The 15764-nt window shown below is 46.3% G+C and carries 11 protein-coding genes; 4 read left to right on the top strand and 7 right to left on the bottom strand.

The features are described 5' to 3' along the window. Window positions 1–46 precede the first annotated feature (46 nt). Complete coding sequence (locus LSG34_RS05325; RefSeq protein ID WP_233007798.1) at window positions 47–1051, top strand: aspartate carbamoyltransferase; 1005 nt, start codon at window positions 47–49, stop codon at window positions 1049–1051. 74 nt (window positions 1052–1125) lie between these two features. Then, a complete protein-coding gene (gene hemL, locus LSG34_RS05320; protein WP_233007797.1) occupies window positions 1126–2412 on the top strand; it encodes a glutamate-1-semialdehyde 2,1-aminomutase in 1287 nt (428 codons plus the stop codon). Window positions 2413–2415: 3 nt separating this feature from the next. On the opposite strand, the gene LSG34_RS05315 is transcribed toward hemL, so the two are convergent. The 7 genes from LSG34_RS05315 to LSG34_RS05285 all read right to left on the bottom strand — a co-directional run bounded on the left by LSG34_RS05315 (window position 2416) and on the right by LSG34_RS05285 (window position 14088). Next, window positions 2416–4509 (bottom strand): winged helix-turn-helix domain-containing protein, encoded by a 2094-nt coding sequence (locus LSG34_RS05315; RefSeq protein WP_233007796.1) that lies wholly within the window; start codon window positions 4507–4509, stop codon window positions 2416–2418. 67 nt (window positions 4510–4576) lie between these two features. After that, on the bottom strand, window positions 4577–4855 hold the full coding sequence (locus LSG34_RS05310) for a hypothetical protein (RefSeq protein ID WP_233007795.1): 279 nt from the start codon (window positions 4853–4855) through the stop codon (window positions 4577–4579). 93 nt (window positions 4856–4948) lie between these two features. Continuing rightward, a complete protein-coding gene (locus LSG34_RS05305) occupies window positions 4949–7102 on the bottom strand; it encodes a winged helix-turn-helix domain-containing protein (protein WP_233007794.1) in 2154 nt (717 codons plus the stop codon). Window positions 7103–7119: 17 nt separating this feature from the next. Further along, window positions 7120–9381 (bottom strand): penicillin-binding protein 1B, encoded by a 2262-nt coding sequence (gene mrcB / locus LSG34_RS05300; RefSeq protein WP_233007793.1) that lies wholly within the window; start codon window positions 9379–9381, stop codon window positions 7120–7122. Next, the gene (gene hrpB / locus LSG34_RS05295; RefSeq protein ID WP_233007792.1) at window positions 9378–11837 is read right to left on the bottom strand and encodes an ATP-dependent helicase HrpB; all 2460 of its coding nucleotides are present in this window, start codon (window positions 11835–11837) and stop codon (window positions 9378–9380) included. Before hrpB ends, mrcB begins: the two co-directional genes overlap by 4 nt. Window positions 11838–11933: 96 nt before the next feature. Then, entirely contained in the window at window positions 11934–13223 is a 1290-nt protein-coding gene (gene pepB, locus LSG34_RS05290) for an aminopeptidase PepB (protein WP_233007789.1), read from the bottom strand. 55 nt (window positions 13224–13278) lie between these two features. Next, window positions 13279–14088, bottom strand: a complete 810-nt coding sequence (locus tag LSG34_RS05285) for a sulfite exporter TauE/SafE family protein (RefSeq protein WP_233007787.1) — start codon at window positions 14086–14088, stop codon at window positions 13279–13281. A 300-nt stretch (window positions 14089–14388) separates the two neighbouring features. Here LSG34_RS05285 and dksA point away from each other — a divergent pair, with 300 nt between their 5' ends. After that, complete coding sequence (dksA, locus tag LSG34_RS05280; RefSeq protein WP_008897238.1) at window positions 14389–14838, top strand: RNA polymerase-binding protein DksA; 450 nt, start codon at window positions 14389–14391, stop codon at window positions 14836–14838. Next, the gene (gluQRS, locus tag LSG34_RS05275; protein ID WP_233007778.1) at window positions 14838–15734 is read left to right on the top strand and encodes a tRNA glutamyl-Q(34) synthetase GluQRS; all 897 of its coding nucleotides are present in this window, start codon (window positions 14838–14840) and stop codon (window positions 15732–15734) included. Before dksA ends, gluQRS begins: the two co-directional genes overlap by 1 nt. Window positions 15735–15764: the final 30 nt, after the last annotated feature.

The raw sequence follows: 15764 nt of genomic DNA, 5'->3' as shown, positions 1-15764 counted from the left end.
AGCCAGTTTCGGCGCCCCCGCAACCTCTAGCAGATGAGCACCCAGTATGAGCTTTAAAGGCGAACACATCCTCTCCGTCAAACAGTTTGACCGCGACAAAATTCAGCAGGTTTTTGATATTGCCCGCAGCATGGAACCTTATGCCAAGCGACAGAAGCGCACTACTGTGCTTGAAGGTGCTATTTTAGGTAATCTGTTTTTTGAACCCAGCACCAGAACCCGCGTCAGCTTTGGCTGTGCTTTTAATTTACTGGGTGGTGAAGTTCGCGAAACTACAGGTATGCAATCCTCAGCGTTATCCAAAGGCGAATCCTTGTTTGATACAGCCAGGGTGATCAGCAGTTACAGTGATGTCATTGCAATGCGCCACCCTCAGGCAGGTTCTGTGGCTGAGTTTGCTGAAGGCAGCCGCGTTCCTGTATTAAATGGCGGTGATGGTGCCAACGAACATCCAACTCAGGCTTTGCTGGATTTGTTCACCATAGAAAAAGAGCTAGCCGCTTCGCAGCAACCTATAGACGGTATGCATATCGCCATGATTGGTGATTTAAAGTTCGGCCGTACCGTGCATTCGTTATCTAAATTATTGGCTTTGTATAAAAACATTCAGTTCACACTGATAGCGCCAAATGAACTGGCGATGCCGGATGATATCGTCTCGCTGATTGAAAATGCAGGCCACAGAGTGACAGTAACGGATCAACTGGCAGGCAACTTAAATGCTGATATTGTCTATCAAACCCGTATCCAGGAAGAGCGTTTTCCGTCACAAGAAGAAGCCAATAAATACCGCGGTAAATTCCGCTTAAATCAGGACATTTACACTAAACACTGTAAATCCAATACCGTCATTATGCATCCGCTGCCACGGGATTCCCGTATCGAAGCCAATGAGCTGGATAACGACTTAAACCTGAACCCCAACCTGGCTATTTTCCGTCAGGCTGACAATGGTGTTTTAGTGCGTATGGCGTTGTTTGCTTTAACCTTAGGTGTGGATCAGTTGGTCAGTAAATACGAACGTGAAGTGCCCTGGTACAGCAATAAGTAAGCTACAACAAAATTATCTTTAAGTCGGGCTTTGTGCCCGGCCTTCTTTTAAAGGTTTAGTTTTAAGGATCTTCTATGTCCAAGTCAGAACAGTTATTTCAGCAAGCACAAAAAACCATTCCCGGTGGCGTTAATTCCCCTGTCCGTGCTTTTAAAAGCGTAGGTGGTACACCGGTATTTATCGACAGCGCTAATGGCGCCTATTTATATGATGTCGATGGCAAAAAATACATCGACTACATCGGATCCTGGGGCCCAATGCTGCTAGGGCATAACCATCCTTCAATCCGTGAGGCTGTGATTAAAGCCGCTGAAAAAGGTTTAAGTTTTGGTGCGCCTTGCCCTGCTGAAATCACCATGGCAGAAACCATTTGTGAATTAGTGCCAAGCATGGAAATGGTTCGTATGGTTAGCTCAGGCACAGAAGCGACCATGAGTGCGATTCGTTTAGCCCGGGGTTTTACCGGTCGTAACAGCATTCTAAAATTTGAAGGTTGTTACCACGGTCACGCCGACTCTTTGCTGGTCAAAGCTGGCTCAGGTGCTTTAACTTTAGGTGTGCCGAATTCTCCTGGTGTGCCCGCTGATTTTGCTAAATACACGCTCACAGCGGAATTTAACAATCTGGAGCAGGTCAAAGGGATTTTTGCCGAACAAGGTGCTGATCTGGCCTGTATTATTGTCGAGCCGGTTGCAGGCAATATGAACTGCATTCCACCAGCACCAGGCTTTTTAGAAGGTTTACGTGCGCTTTGTGACGAATACGGTGCGGTGCTGATTTTTGATGAAGTGATGACGGGTTTCCGTGTTGCTTTAGGTGGCGCTCAGGCCTATTACAACATCAAACCAGACCTGACTACTTTAGGCAAAATTATTGGTGGCGGTATGCCAGTCGGTGCTTTTGGTGGCCGTCGCGATATTATGCAGCATATAGCGCCTTTAGGTGGTGTCTATCAGGCTGGTACTTTATCTGGTAACCCCATCGCTATGGCTGCAGGTTTAGCGGCTTTGACGGAAATCCGTAAGCCTGGTGTTTATGATGTATTAACGGCCAAAACCACGCAGCTGATTGAAGGTTTAGCGGCAGCGGCTAAGGAAGTGGGTATTCCACTGGCAACCACTCAGGTGGGCGGTATGTTTGGTGTGTTTTTCAGCAACGAAGCAAACATCACTAACTACCAGCAAGCAACTCAGTGCGATATCGCCGCCTTTAAACGTTTCTTCCATCTGATGTTGGATCAAGGGGTTTATCTGGCACCTTCAGCCTATGAAGCGGGTTTCTTGTCTATAGCTCATAGCGATGACGATTTGGCTTACACCATAGCCGCAGCCAAAAAGGCTTTTATTCAACTCAAAGCTTAAATCTTACTCAGCTGGCTCAGGATGCAACCAGACAATGTCTGTATCCTGAGCTCTGAATTGTTGTACAAATAGAGTCCCATGGCCTGAAATCAAAGACAGCGCAGCCTGAGATAGAGGCCACTGCTGCTGTTGTTGATTTTGCCAGTCGTAATAATTTAACTGAGTTCCGCCGCCAGATAACCAGTACAAGCCAGTTTCTGTGCTTGCCCAGGCATCTGCTGCCGTATTACGCCAGTTAATCTGCACTGGCAAAGTCATAGCCTGCCCTTGCTGCCATTGTTTGACATAATGCGAATCCTGCTGTTGTAAAACCAGGCTTTGTCCTGGCCCACATTCCGCATTGACCACATCCTTCAGCAGTTGTTTAATTTTCCCTTGCTCAAAACGATTTAAAACCCAGCCTTTTTGGTCATAGGAGGTCCAGTACAACTTATCATCACAGACCACAAAGCGTTCACTGCCTGCCAGCTTTTCTGTGAAGGGCCGTAACTGTGCATCCTCTTCCGAAAACTCATACAACTGCCTGTCAATCAGCACCAGCAATTTACCGTGAAACCAGAGCAACTGCCGGATCGCTAACTGTGTCTTAAACTGACTGATTTGTTGGGTGTTCTGCCCATGTGAACGCCAGAGTTGTGGCAAGCCTGACCGGTCTGATACGAAATAATACTGGTCGTTCTGCGCCAGTAACAAAAACTCGGATCTGTTGCTTTCGACAAAAGGCAAAGTGAGGATCCGATTGTCATGTTCCTGCCATTGCAATTGTCGTAAATCGGTTACAGCTTGCGCAGGGTAAACAGCTAATAATGATTGTTGCCATACCGAGCTATCGGCCAGGTTAAAAGTCATTTCACCAAAAACCCTGCTGTTTCCTGTACGCAAGGAGAGTACCTGCAATTGCTGCTCTGATTTATTCACCAACAAGTCATGTTCTCCCCACCAAGCCAGCTGGTTGGCAGAAAAATCAAAGTCTGCTATCACACGCCAGTCCAGATCGGTCAGATCCAGCTCTATTAAGGAAGAATAACTAAAGCCTTTCTGCGCTATTGCATAAGCCTTTTTATCTTTGACAATTAAATGGCTGATGCCACGCCACTGCACAGGAAACTGCATTAATAAACGTTGAGAGTTATCCTGTTGCCACAACCAGAGCTGGGTTTGACCTGTGGCAGGGTCTAAATCCAGCCAGTACAAACCATCCGCAGTGATCGCTTGTCCTGCAGCAATAAATTGGTGGCAGGAAAACAGCGGTGTTGCAGCTGAAAAATCAGGTTTTATCCTTTTGCGCCAAAACACACAGTCCTGCTGTTGTTGCGCACGAAAGATAACCTGTTCAGAATTGTACCAATGCGGCTGCGAAAGCTGCTGGTAAGCCTGATCATCATGCAAAGACTGCATAGAAGGTAAATGCTGTATCACCCAGCGCCAATCGGATTTATTTGGTAGCTGGTGTTGAAACAATAATAAAGACTGATCACCGGATAATAGCGGAGTCTGCTCTTTACCATCCAAAGCGCTGACAGGTGTCACTTGCAAGTATCGGGGTAAAGTGGCCTTTTCATTCATCTTGCTGACCAGTAAAGCGAAACTCAGACTACAAACTAACAGCACCAGTGTACTAAACCAGATATACCGAATACGTTTTAGTTTACTTTTTTTGCCGCTATGCCAGCTTTCTATAGCTTTTTGAGTACTGATTAGATCAAGAGGTGCAGCAGAATCCTGCGACTCAGACTCTTCAGTCAAAGGAGGTAAATCAACTTCAGCAACAGGAGCCAGCCAGCAGTATCCCTTTTTGGACAAAGTGGCAATGTAGGTAGGTTCCACCCTGCTGTCTTGTAAAGCACGTCGCAGGGCGGCTATGGCCCGGGTTAAAGACTCATCAGAACCTAAGCCCTCACCCCAGACTCCAGATAATATCTGCTCGCGGCTCACCACTAAATCTTTATGATCCAGAAAGAAGTTTAATAACTTATGCAGCCGTGGTTCCAACGTCAGTACCTCCGGATCAGCTGTAGCTGACAGAGGCTGTAGTTGTCCAATGGTACGCAGATACCGCCATTGACCAAAGGTCAGGTAGTCTGCCGTATGTTGCATAAGGGTCCGCCTACATAAACAGGTAGGCGGATTATAACCAATTCAGACGAAAAGTAGAGAGGAGGAGTTAAACTGCTTTACTAACTGTTTCTATTTGCATCTGTGGTTTCACATCCAGAGTCTGCTCAGCGACTTCTACATCGCGGCAGTATGGCCAGTTGTAGCATGCTGCAATATATTGTTCCAGCTCAGTAGTCTGATCAGCAATTTCTACGTCACGGCAGTATGGCCAGTTGTAGCACGCAGCAATTTGTGGGGCCACACCAGCGGGGGCGGCGTTACCGCCTGAAACTAAAGAAGTTGAAGCAACTAAGGCGGCAGCAGCAATAAATTTAATCAGTTTCATAATGTAAGTTCCAATAAGAGTGGTTAAGTTCGACCACAACAGTATCGGATACAAAAAAAATCATAAACTGATGAAATTATTATAAATTAATGATTAATTTATGGTTTTTAGCTCTAATTTAGCTATATCTAAATCCTGAGTTTCACCTATCACCATATAAATATACTGGCCATCATGACTGAGAGAAAAACGGGATGAGTGTAAATCAGATACCAAAGCCAATGGTGTCAGACGTTTATCCTGATAAGAGTAAAAAAATAACTGACTTTGCAGCTGATCATTAGTCGCAGAAAAATAAATGCCATTTTCCCTTAATAAAAAAGTGGAAGACTCGGCAAAGATTAACCGCTGAACCTCCTCACTCAAAGGCTCTTCTCCCTGCTCAGTTAAAATACTGTATTTGCCAGTTAACGCATTTCGTTTTAGCTGGTGGTTACTGCCTTTGCTCTGGACAAATAAATCGATCCCATCTAAATAAACAGCAGGCAAAGCTTCTGAACCTAGCTGATAAGACATTACTTTCCAGTTGCCTTTATTATTGATCGTATAAAAAATACTATTAGTTTGCTGGCCCCAGCTAAGGTTTTTCACCACTTCGCCTTTTGCACTTATTCTTTTAGCCTGCCCTGTTAAATCAAATAACCAAACTTCCTGATCAATCAAAACCAACAGCTGTTTGCCATCTCCGGAAAACTCCATATCGGAAATCACCACAGAGCTCTCAAACTGGCTAATCATCTCTTGCTTACCATTCGGATAAAACAACCAGACCTGAGGCAGACCTGTACGCATAGAAACTGCGGCTATTGGCCCATCTAAAGTAGGATTTGCTTCAACCAAACGTTCGCTGCGATTGGATTTAAATACAATTTCTTCAGACGACTTTAAGTTAGTGATAGGGTTATTAAATTTCTTAATATAATAATTTCCATATCGGCCTATCACGCCATAAAATTCATTGATCCCTCCCAGCGCAACTTCATAAGCTTGGTTATTGGTCAGCGCAACAGTCTTAAGTACCCCAGATTTAACGTTAACACTTTCAATATTCCACTTACGGGCAGGATAATAAATATGCTCATCATCGTGGCTCCAGGCTATATCGCCAGGATAACTATGCTTAATATGCAGTAACAATGAAGTTTCTCTGCTGTTTAAATCCATCAGCCAAATTTGTACCGAGTTGCTGGCAACATCTCTTAAAAAAGCAATTTTATCGCCCGAATGGGAATAACGAGCGGTAAAATCTCCCATACCAGAATTACTTGGCAACACCAGCTGAGTTTTATTACCTGACGCAATATCCAGTGAAAAAATTGCCATACGTTGTTCGTTATTTTCGTCACTGCTAAATAACAAAGACTTACCGTCAGGAGCCCAGGATATGCGGGTGGATGTACTTCCCCCACCACAAGAGGTCAGTAGTTTATCTTCTGTAGCAGAATGACCTGGCTCGCCGGTAAAAGTTAATAAACGAATTTCGCAGGATTCCCGATACTTAAGACGCTGATAGGCAATAGCTTTACCATCAGGCCGAAAACTGGCACCAAAATCATCTGCATTGCTATCAGTGAGCTGCAATGTCTGATGGGTCTGCAAGTTCTGCAACATTAAAACGTTGGAATGATTTTTACTTTTTTGGTAGCTGTAGACTAAAAAGTTTTTATCGTAGGAAATGGCCGGATAATACTCAAAGCCATCTAACGACGACACCGGGCTCCAGTTTACAAAAGGAGCCTGCTCTTCGACCACTGAGTTGGCAGGCCAAAATAACCAGCTGGCTAACAAAGCCAATAACAGGGTCGCTATTGTTAAACCTGCCCACCAAATACGATTGATCTTTCGTTCCGCTGCACTTGCAGGCTCATCCTGAGAATTGGAAGCCTGAGCAATCAGTTGTTCCTGCTCAATTACTTTGGCAATAAAACGGTAACCCCGTTTTGGAATAGTTTCGATATAACGTGGGGACTTCACGTCATCACCCAGCACATCACGCAAAATACTGATCACCCGCGCAACACGGCCATCAGTGACAGATGTCATTTGCCAGACTTCTTTAAGCAGCTCTTCTTTGCTGATTAAACGGCCAGGATTTAACAAGAAAAAATTGAGTACGCTTTGGCACAAATGATCGAGATCAGCCAACTCGCTGACTTCCATTCTGCTGTTGAGCTTTGCCAGCTTATCCAGCTGTGGCAGATACCACCACTCATCAACTTTTAATTGCTTCTCTGGCCTGAACGACATAAGTCAATAATTCCCGTTTATTCGCAATCCGTAAGTAAGGTCGCACTAACAACTTTAGGCAACAATAGCGTTCCGTCACAATCATCGGCCACAGCACGGCCTGTTATAGCGGAAAAACGCCCTAAAGTGACATCAGGCGGTATAGCTCTGAACAAAGAGTTCGGAGGAACCATCCTGAAATACTGGCTAAATAAAGTTAAAGCACCAGAGCCTCCCGTTAAACCTATGGGTTTATTGTCATCTCTGCCTAACCAGACCGTAACCGAAGACTCATGCTCAAAGCCGGTAAACCAGCTGTCTTTGTGATCACTGGATGTTCCGGTTTTTCCGGCAAACCTTATGCCGGCAAACTGATTCGCCAGTGTTTTTGAAGTACCGCTGCGAGTGCTTTGTTGCATGGCATATTGCAGCAGGTAATCCGCATCTTCTGTAACTCTTTGTTGCACAATGTTTCTACGCTGATACAGCATAGTACCGTCAGTCTTGGTTATAGACTCTATACTAGCCAGTTTTATGTAACGACCTTTGTTGGCAATCACCTGATACAGCTGCGCCACTTCAGCTGGTGTCAGCTCTACCGCACCTAAAAAGGCTGATGGCTGCAGCTTCACTTCACGCTCAAGCCCCAGTCGTTTAAAACCATCCTGCAATGCTGGTAAACCCAGTTTTAACCCTAAGCGCACTGTAGGAACGTTTAATGATTCAGATAAGGCCTGGATCAGGGTCACCTGCCCACGGAATTTTTTATCAAAGTTTTGCGGACTCCAGCCCCCCTGATTGCCTTTCAGGTGAATAGGACTGTCATCGAGCATAGTCGCCAGACTAAACTGATTTGGCCTACTCAGCGCCTGCAGATAAAGCACTGGCTTTACTATGCTGCCTATCTGACGACGGGCATCCAAGGCTCTGTTATAACCCGCAAAATGTACCGCTTTGCCACCCACTATAGCTTTGTATGATCCTGCCTGATAATCGGTTACCACCATAGCAGCTTCCAATTTACTATCCAGTTCGGACAGGCGTTGTTTTACGCTATGTTCGGCAGCAAGTTGCGCCTGAGGGTCCATGTAGGTGAAAATTTTCATACCCTCTTCAATAGTAGCTGTATCAGTCACTAACTCTTTCAGCTCACGTTTTACCGCGTCCAGATAAGAAGGGGAACGGCCTTTCAAATGATGGCCCATGGGGATCACGGCTAATGGCTTGCTTACCGCTCGTTGATAGTCGGCGTCAGACAATAACTGCTCGTTATGCAGCATTTTCAGCACCAGATCACGGCGATCTTTAGCTCGTGCGCCAAAACGCCGTGGATCGTAATAAGAAGGCCCTTTGACTATAGCCACCAACAACGCATATTCCTCTGGCAGTAACTCGTCCAAAGGTTTACCAAAATAAAACTTACTGCCTAAAGCAAAACCATGTACTGCATTATTATGGAACTGGCCGATAAAAATTTCGTTCAGATAGGCTTCAAGGATTTGATCCTTGCTGTAACGATAATCCAGAATTAGAGCGATCAGTGCTTCATTCACCTTACGGATAATGGTTTTATCCGCCGTCAGGTACATGTTTTTTGCCAACTGCTGGGTTAAGGTTGAGCCGCCTTGTACAGTGCGTCCAGCCATCAGATTGGCCCAAAAAGCACGAACCACAGACCAGACCGACACCCCATGGTGCTGGTAGAAGTCACGGTCTTCTATGGTCAGTAAGGCTTCTTTAATATGATCCGGCATATCTGCCAGAGTCACCATTTCTCTGTCTTCTTGTTCTGAGGACACCAGATGCTGCACCAGTTGTGGTTCAATTCTGGCTTTTTGCACCGACTTTTTCAGTTGATGGTCATAAATGTTGTGCACCCTTTGACCTGCAAAAGACACAGTAAAAGCTTCTTCCTGATCGTAGCCATCGGCAAACTGAAAAGCGCGGCGAAACACCGTCACTTTATCGCCACTCTGGCTGTACTGACCAGGGCCATTGATTTTATTGACCGCCCTGTACTGCAACAAATTCAGTTCACTGACTAACTGCTTTTGCGTCAGGCTTTTGCCCGGAATTAACTCGAGGCTACGAGCATAAACCTGAGCTGGAAATTGCCATTTATGACTGGAAAACAAGGTCGTAATTTTGCTGTCCAGATAAATCAGATAAATAAATAAGGTCAACAGCAGCACCAGCCCAATTTTCAGTGCAAGCCACAGCATTTGTCGGGCAAACTGCGGGCGTTTGGCATTTTTGGCTGCTGGTTTTTTTCTTGGAGTACGGCTTTGTTTTTGTGTCATTTTTGCATAGCTTTTTTAGTTTTATTAGTCGGCATGGCCTCTGCAGGATTTTCGGGCCAATAATGTTTTGGATAACGGCCTTTCATTTCCTTTTTCACTTCAGTGTAACTATTGGCCCAGAAACTGGCCAAATCCTGAGTCACCTGTAAAGGGCGGCGCGCTGGCGACAATAAATGAATTTTCATGGCTAAACGCCCGTTTGCCACAGCTGGAGTATCGAGCTGACCAAACATTTCCTGAATTCGAACAGACAAAATGGCTTCTCCTTCATCGCTGTAGTGAACAGGGATCATAGATCCTACAGCTGAACGCCAACTGTCTGGCACACAGCTATTGATCAGCTGCTGCTCTTTGTATGTCAGACGTTGCCACAATAAAGTGTAAAGGTCTAACTTATTCAAATCATTCAGTTTTGTAAACCTGCCTAAAGCAGGGGCTAACCAGTTTTGTGCATCTGCCCACAAGCCTTCATCATCGGCTTTTGGCAAATGATGTTCTGGCATATAACGCTGCATCAATTGCAGCCTGTGCCGCAGTTGCAATGCCTGTTCAGTCCATGGCAAAGCCTGTAAACCCTGTTGTTTTAACCAATCAAGCCAGGCTTGCTGCTGCTCTGTTTCCGTCAGTTTAGTATTCAGAGGTTTACGCTCAAGCACACAACTGCCAAGCATTAAGCGCTGCTCCGCAATAAAACGGCCCTGCTGCGCATCAAAACCAAAATAAGGCTGCTTCTGTAAATCAGCCTGCCATTCCTGCATCAGTTCAGCCATGGTCCAGCGTGCCGCCAGGCTAATTTGCGTGCTATGACCAAAATACAAATCACAGATCACCAGCACTTCGGCGCCAGATAAAGGGCTGTCCGGAAATAACAAAGCACCAGCATTGTTCGTCAGCAGATAACCTTTGCCACGTAAAATCGCAATGCGGTCCGGAAAAGCCCGGCTTAATAAGGCTGCGGTTAAGTGCTGCTGCAAATAAGTGCTGACTTTAATCTGATTCTGCTGTGCCAGTTGCTTTGCCTGCTGTAATAAAGCGCCATACAAAGGCTGTTGCAGCAACTGATCAATATCCTGCTCACGGCTGCGGTTTGGGTTTTCCAGCAGAGTGGCCAACACCACAGCCAACCAGGCCGCGCCTTGCTCACCTAGATGTTCCAGTTGTTTGCCATGCAGCACTAAAGCGGCCAGTCGTGGCTCAGTACCAGTGGCTAACAACTGCCGACCAAAGTCAGTGATCTGTCCTTTGTCATTCATAGCTTTAAGTTGCAACAACACCCAGGCCGCCGATTTCAGGTTGGCTTGTGGTGGTTGATCCAACCAGAATAATTGCTCTGGCGAGCAACCCCAGGCTGAAATTTCCAACAACAACGAGGTTAAATCGGATTGCAGTATCGATGCCGGGGTAAAAGCACTACGACGTTGCCACAGCTCAGCACTATCAAGGCGATAACAAATACCGGCCGATAAACGCCCCGCCCGCCCTGCTCTTTGAATAGCGGCGGCCTGACTGATGGCAACAGTATCGAGCCGCGTTAACCCATGCTTGGGATGATACACAGCCTGACGACAGAAGCCGGAATCGACTACGACTTCAATACCTTCGATGGTTAAACTGGTTTCAGCAATATTGGTGGTCAGCACCAGTTTGCGCCGCCCTTGGGGGCTCGGTGCTATAGCCTGTTGCTGCTCAGCCAAAGTTAAAGCGCCAGATAATGCATAAATATCCAACTGGCTGTCTCTGTTTTGCTCCACTAGCCAGTCTTTAGCCTGATTAATCTCACGTTGGCCTGGTAAAAAAGTAAGGATACTGCCCTGATGTTTAAGGCTGGCTTGCAGGCTTAATCTGGCACTTTGTAACCAGACAGGTTCGGCTGTAGGCGCTTGATAAAGAATATCCACAGGATAACTTCGGCCTTCGCTGCTAAGCACAGGCGCGTCCAAAGCTAACGCTAGTTTTTGCTGTTCCAAAGTGGCCGACATAATCAGCAATTGCAAATCACTGTTCAGTTGCTGAACTTCTAATGCCAAAGCCAATGCCAAATCTGCCTGCAGGGAGCGTTCATGGAATTCATCAAAGATAATCAGGTCTATGCCTGTAAGCTCAGGATCCTGCTGAATTTTCCGGATCAATACCCCTTCGGTGACTATCAACAAACGAGTGTTTTTGCTGTGACTTTTTTCATGGCGGATTTGATACCCCACCTGCTGCCCTACAGCTTCGTTCAACTGACTGGCCAGATAACTGGCAATACTTTTTGCGGCCAATCGCCTCGGTTCTAACAACAGGATAGTTTTTCCGGAAAAATCGGCATGGTTGAGTAAAAACAGCGGCAGGTAGGTTGATTTACCAGCACCGGGCGGTGCAGATAAAATCACTTTGTTGTGCTGTTTCAGGCTCTGAACCAGCCTTGGGCAAATCTCTGCAACAGGTAACAAATCAGGTCTCGCAAAAAACAAAAAGCAGCCTTATCTTAGCTGCTTTTTCGGTTGAACCGAAGCCAGAAACAAACTTTATGCCACTAACTGCTGCCTTAAACAGCAATTAGCCTAAGATTATTCCTGAGTCAGAGTTTGAGCCACTAAACGAATACCCATACCTGTTGCACCGGCAGCCCAAAAGCCATTGGCTGAATTATGGAAAGCTGCAGCTAAATCTAAATGGACCCAACCTTTGCCATCATTAGGCACAAAACGGCTTAAAAAACCTGCCGCATTACTGGCGCCACCTGTACCACCACCTTTGACAGGACGGCTATTGGCTGTATCAGCATAAGGTGAAGGGCACTGACCCTGATGCCATTTTTCCAGCGGTAATTGCCAGGCACCTTCCTGCACTTGTTCGGCATAACCTAACACACGTTGTGCTAAGGCCTTATCCAAAGCAAAAACTGCATTGTATTCAGAACCTAAAGCATTCATCGCAGCGCCTGTTAAAGTCGCGGCATCAATAATGAGTTCTGGCTTAGCTTCTGCAGCTTTTTGCAGACCATCAGCCAGTACTAAACGGCCTTCAGCATCGGTATTGACGATTTCGACAGTGACGCCATTTTTATAGGTCAGAATATCACCCAGTTTAAAGGCACCACCTGAGATCAGGTTTTCGGCACAGCATAAAATCAGCTGCACTCTTTTGTTTAAGCCCTGCAAAATTGCCAAAGCTAAAGCGGCGGTAACAGTGGCTGCACCACCCATATCGCACTTCATCGTGACCATGCCTTCGCTGGCTTTAATCGAATAACCACCACTATCAAAAGTAATGCCTTTGCCCACTAAAGCGGCAAACACTGGCGCATCCGCTTTGCCCGTTGGGTTGTAATCCAGTACTAACATCGCAGGGTCACGCTCACTGCCTCGGCCTACAGCATGAATGCCAATCCAGCCCTGTTCCAACAATGCAGAACCTGCAATAATTTCAGTGGATACAGTGCCTGCCGGTGCTACAGCCTGAATAAAAGCAGCTGCCTGTTCAGCCAAAGTGACAGGGGCTAAATCTTCAGGGGTTTGGTTGATAATGGCTTTAGCCCAGCTAAAAGTTTGGTGTAACTGTTGTAATTGCTGTTGTTCAGCATCAGTACCTGTCCAACCGATAGCACCTAGTTTTTTAGCAGTACAAAAGCCCTGATACAAAGCCCATTGACTGTCGACTGTCCAACCGTCGCCTGCCAGTTGAAACTGTTGAATACCTAAGGCATCCAGCTGGCGACCGGCTTTTTGCACCGCACGTAAATCTGCAGCTTTGACATGCAACTGGTAGCCAGCAGCATCTGGTGTCAGCACTACATTTTTGCCCCATTTGGTTTCTGCAGCAGCACTGCTTAAACGAATTTGAATCAGGTCAGACATAGGTTTTATCTCTTAATGCGTGGATAAAGTATGTAGTCGAGTGTATCACAGCGATTTAAGAGGTTAAGACGCTGTGTAACATTTTCGCGCTTAATGCGATAAGCAATGCGGCGAATACTTTCTTTAGGGTGGCCACAGGTAAACGGTGTGCTAACGCAGCACCAAGAGGTGCAGTAAAATAACTGACAAGAGCTATCAGCAGCATAGCGGGTAAATACACATAACCCAGACTGTACTCTGGCAATACCGCATCTGTCGAAGCCCCGGCGAGGAAATAGCCTAAGGTACCGCTGATTGCAATAGGTAAGCCGACTGCGGCAGAGGTGCCTATAGCCTGCTGAATTTTGACGTTACACCAGGTTAAAAAAGGCACGGTTAGCGAACCACCACCTATAGCGACTAAGGCGGATACGGCACCTATCACCAGCCCAACACCACTTAAACCAACAGCCCCAGGCAGTTGTCGGCTGGCTTTAGGTTTTATATTCAGCAACATTTGCACTGCGACATAACTCATAAAGCAGCAGAAAAATATCGCCAAAGCTAAAGAAGATAAAGCAGCCGCCAGATAAGCAGCAGCTACAGTGCCTATTAATATGGCCGGTGTTAACTTCCAGACCACAGGCCACAAAATGGCGCCATGCTGCTTGTGACTGCGCATACTGGAAAAAGACGTGACAATAATAGCCGCCATTGAAGTGGCCAACGCCATATGCACAGATAATTCAGCCGGAAATTGTTGTGCTAAAAATAAAGCAGTCAGCACAGGCACCATAATACCTCCGCCGCCAACGCCTAATAATCCGGCAAAAAAACCTACAGCTGCACCCAGCAGCAAATACGCAATAATCCATTCGATGGCCATATCAGCACCTTTCCGTCACGAAAAGAGCATTACTTTAACAAAGTAATGCGATAAATATCTTCTGTTTTTAATAAGTTAACAGATACAGTCAAGAACTATGCTTCCCAAGCTGGCTTTTTGCAGTTTAGAGTGTTGTTTTTTTAAACCAACCAAATTTGTGGACTACAGGAAAAAAGGTGACGCAGGCAGTTCTGCTCTGTATACTTCGGCGGCTTTTTTAATAGTGATTGCAGCTGTCATATTTTTCTGCTATCACTAGCCGCCAACTTTTTGCTTGGCACTGTTTTACAGGAGATGATCATGCCAGAAGGCAAAACCGTAAAAACCTTGGGTCTGTTAGCCCTTGCCGGCGTAGAGCCTTATCAGGCTGCGCAGGGCGAAGAATACATGAACCCAAAACAGCTGGACCATTTCCGCCGCATTCTGGACGCATGGCGTCAACAGTTACGTGAAGAAGTGGATCGCACCAAAAACCATATGGCCGATGAAGCAGCAAACTTCCCGGATCCAGTGGATCGTGCTGCTCAGGAAGAAGAGTTCAGTCTGGAATTACGTGCTCGGGATCGCGAACGTAAATTACTGAAAAAGATTGAAAAAACTCTGCAAAAAATCGAAGACGAAGACTTTGGTTACTGCGACACCTGTGGTATCGAAATTGGTATCAAACGTTTAGAAGCCCGTCCTACGGCCGATATGTGTATCGACTGTAAAACGCTAGCTGAAATCAAGGAAAAACAACTGGGCGGTTAATGATGCCTGTTGTCCCTCCTGCTTACAGGGGCCGGTTTGCGCCATCGCCATCCGGCCCTTTGCATTTTGGATCCCTCATTGCTGCTGTGGGCAGCTATCTGCAAGCCAAATCCCAACAAGGCCAATGGCTGGTGCGGATGGAAGACATCGACAGTCCCCGTATGCAAGCTGGTGCAGCTGACGGTATTTTACGTACCTTAGAGCGTTATCAATTGTTATGGGATGGCGATGTTTGGGTGCAAAGTCACAGATTAGAGCGTTACCAACAGGTGTTGGATCTGTTAAAACAGCAGCAACTGACCTATGCCTGCAACTGCAACAGATCCCGCATTCAAAGCCTGCCGCACGGTTATGACGGTTTTTGCCGCGATAAACAGCTGACTGAAGGCTCATTGGCCTGGCGCTTAAAAGCACCGGCCACAGCAACAGTGTTTACCGATCAGCTTGTGGGTGCAGTGCATATTCCTGTAGCTCTTGCTGCTGAAGATTATATTTTAAAACGTCGCGATGGTTTATTTGCCTATCAGTTGGTGGTGGTAGTCGACGATCTGGATCAGGGCATTACCGAAGTCGTACGTGGTGCAGATTTAATAGATCTAACCACCAGACAACAAGCTCTGTTTCAGTTGCTTGGCGCAGCTCCACCTGATTACCTGCATTTGCCTCTGGCAGTGACTGAACCTGGCTTTAAACTCAGTAAACAAAACCACGCTCCGGCAGTGGAATTCTGGCCTGTCAGCGAGACCTTAACTGCAGTTTTACGTTTTTTGGGTCACCCGCCACCGCCAGAATTGACAGGAGCAAATGCCAAAGAATTGTTGGCCTGGGCCAGTACAGAGTGGCAGATCAGACAAATACCGACACAAAACGAACAAAAAGCCGCAGATTTTTTATAAAGCACAAGGCCGCACGTTCTATTTTTCCAG

The sequence above is a fragment of the Rheinheimera faecalis genome, from assembly GCF_021290965.1.
GTDB lineage: Bacteria > Pseudomonadota > Gammaproteobacteria > Enterobacterales > Alteromonadaceae > Pararheinheimera > Pararheinheimera faecalis.
Note: the sequence above shows the minus strand (reverse complement) of the source record. Positions and strands in the feature narration are given on the sequence as shown.

Coding starts and splice junctions, on each gene's coding strand:
- LSG34_RS05305 (WP_233007794.1), bottom strand. CDS start 7,102: ATGTCGTTCAGGCCAGAGAAGCAATTAAAAGTTGATGAGTGGTGGTAT.
- LSG34_RS05310 (WP_233007795.1), bottom strand. CDS start 4,855: ATGAAACTGATTAAATTTATTGCTGCTGCCGCCTTAGTTGCTTCAACT.
- LSG34_RS05325 (WP_233007798.1), top strand. CDS start 47: ATGAGCTTTAAAGGCGAACACATCCTCTCCGTCAAACAGTTTGACCGC.
- mrcB (WP_233007793.1), bottom strand. CDS start 9,381: ATGACACAAAAACAAAGCCGTACTCCAAGAAAAAAACCAGCAGCCAAA.
- gluQRS (WP_233007778.1), top strand. CDS start 14,838: ATGATGCCTGTTGTCCCTCCTGCTTACAGGGGCCGGTTTGCGCCATCG.
- LSG34_RS05315 (WP_233007796.1), bottom strand. CDS start 4,509: ATGCAACATACGGCAGACTACCTGACCTTTGGTCAATGGCGGTATCTG.
- LSG34_RS05285 (WP_233007787.1), bottom strand. CDS start 14,088: ATGGCCATCGAATGGATTATTGCGTATTTGCTGCTGGGTGCAGCTGTA.
- hemL (WP_233007797.1), top strand. CDS start 1,126: ATGTCCAAGTCAGAACAGTTATTTCAGCAAGCACAAAAAACCATTCCC.
- pepB (WP_233007789.1), bottom strand. CDS start 13,223: ATGTCTGACCTGATTCAAATTCGTTTAAGCAGTGCTGCTGCAGAAACC.
- dksA (WP_008897238.1), top strand. CDS start 14,389: ATGCCAGAAGGCAAAACCGTAAAAACCTTGGGTCTGTTAGCCCTTGCC.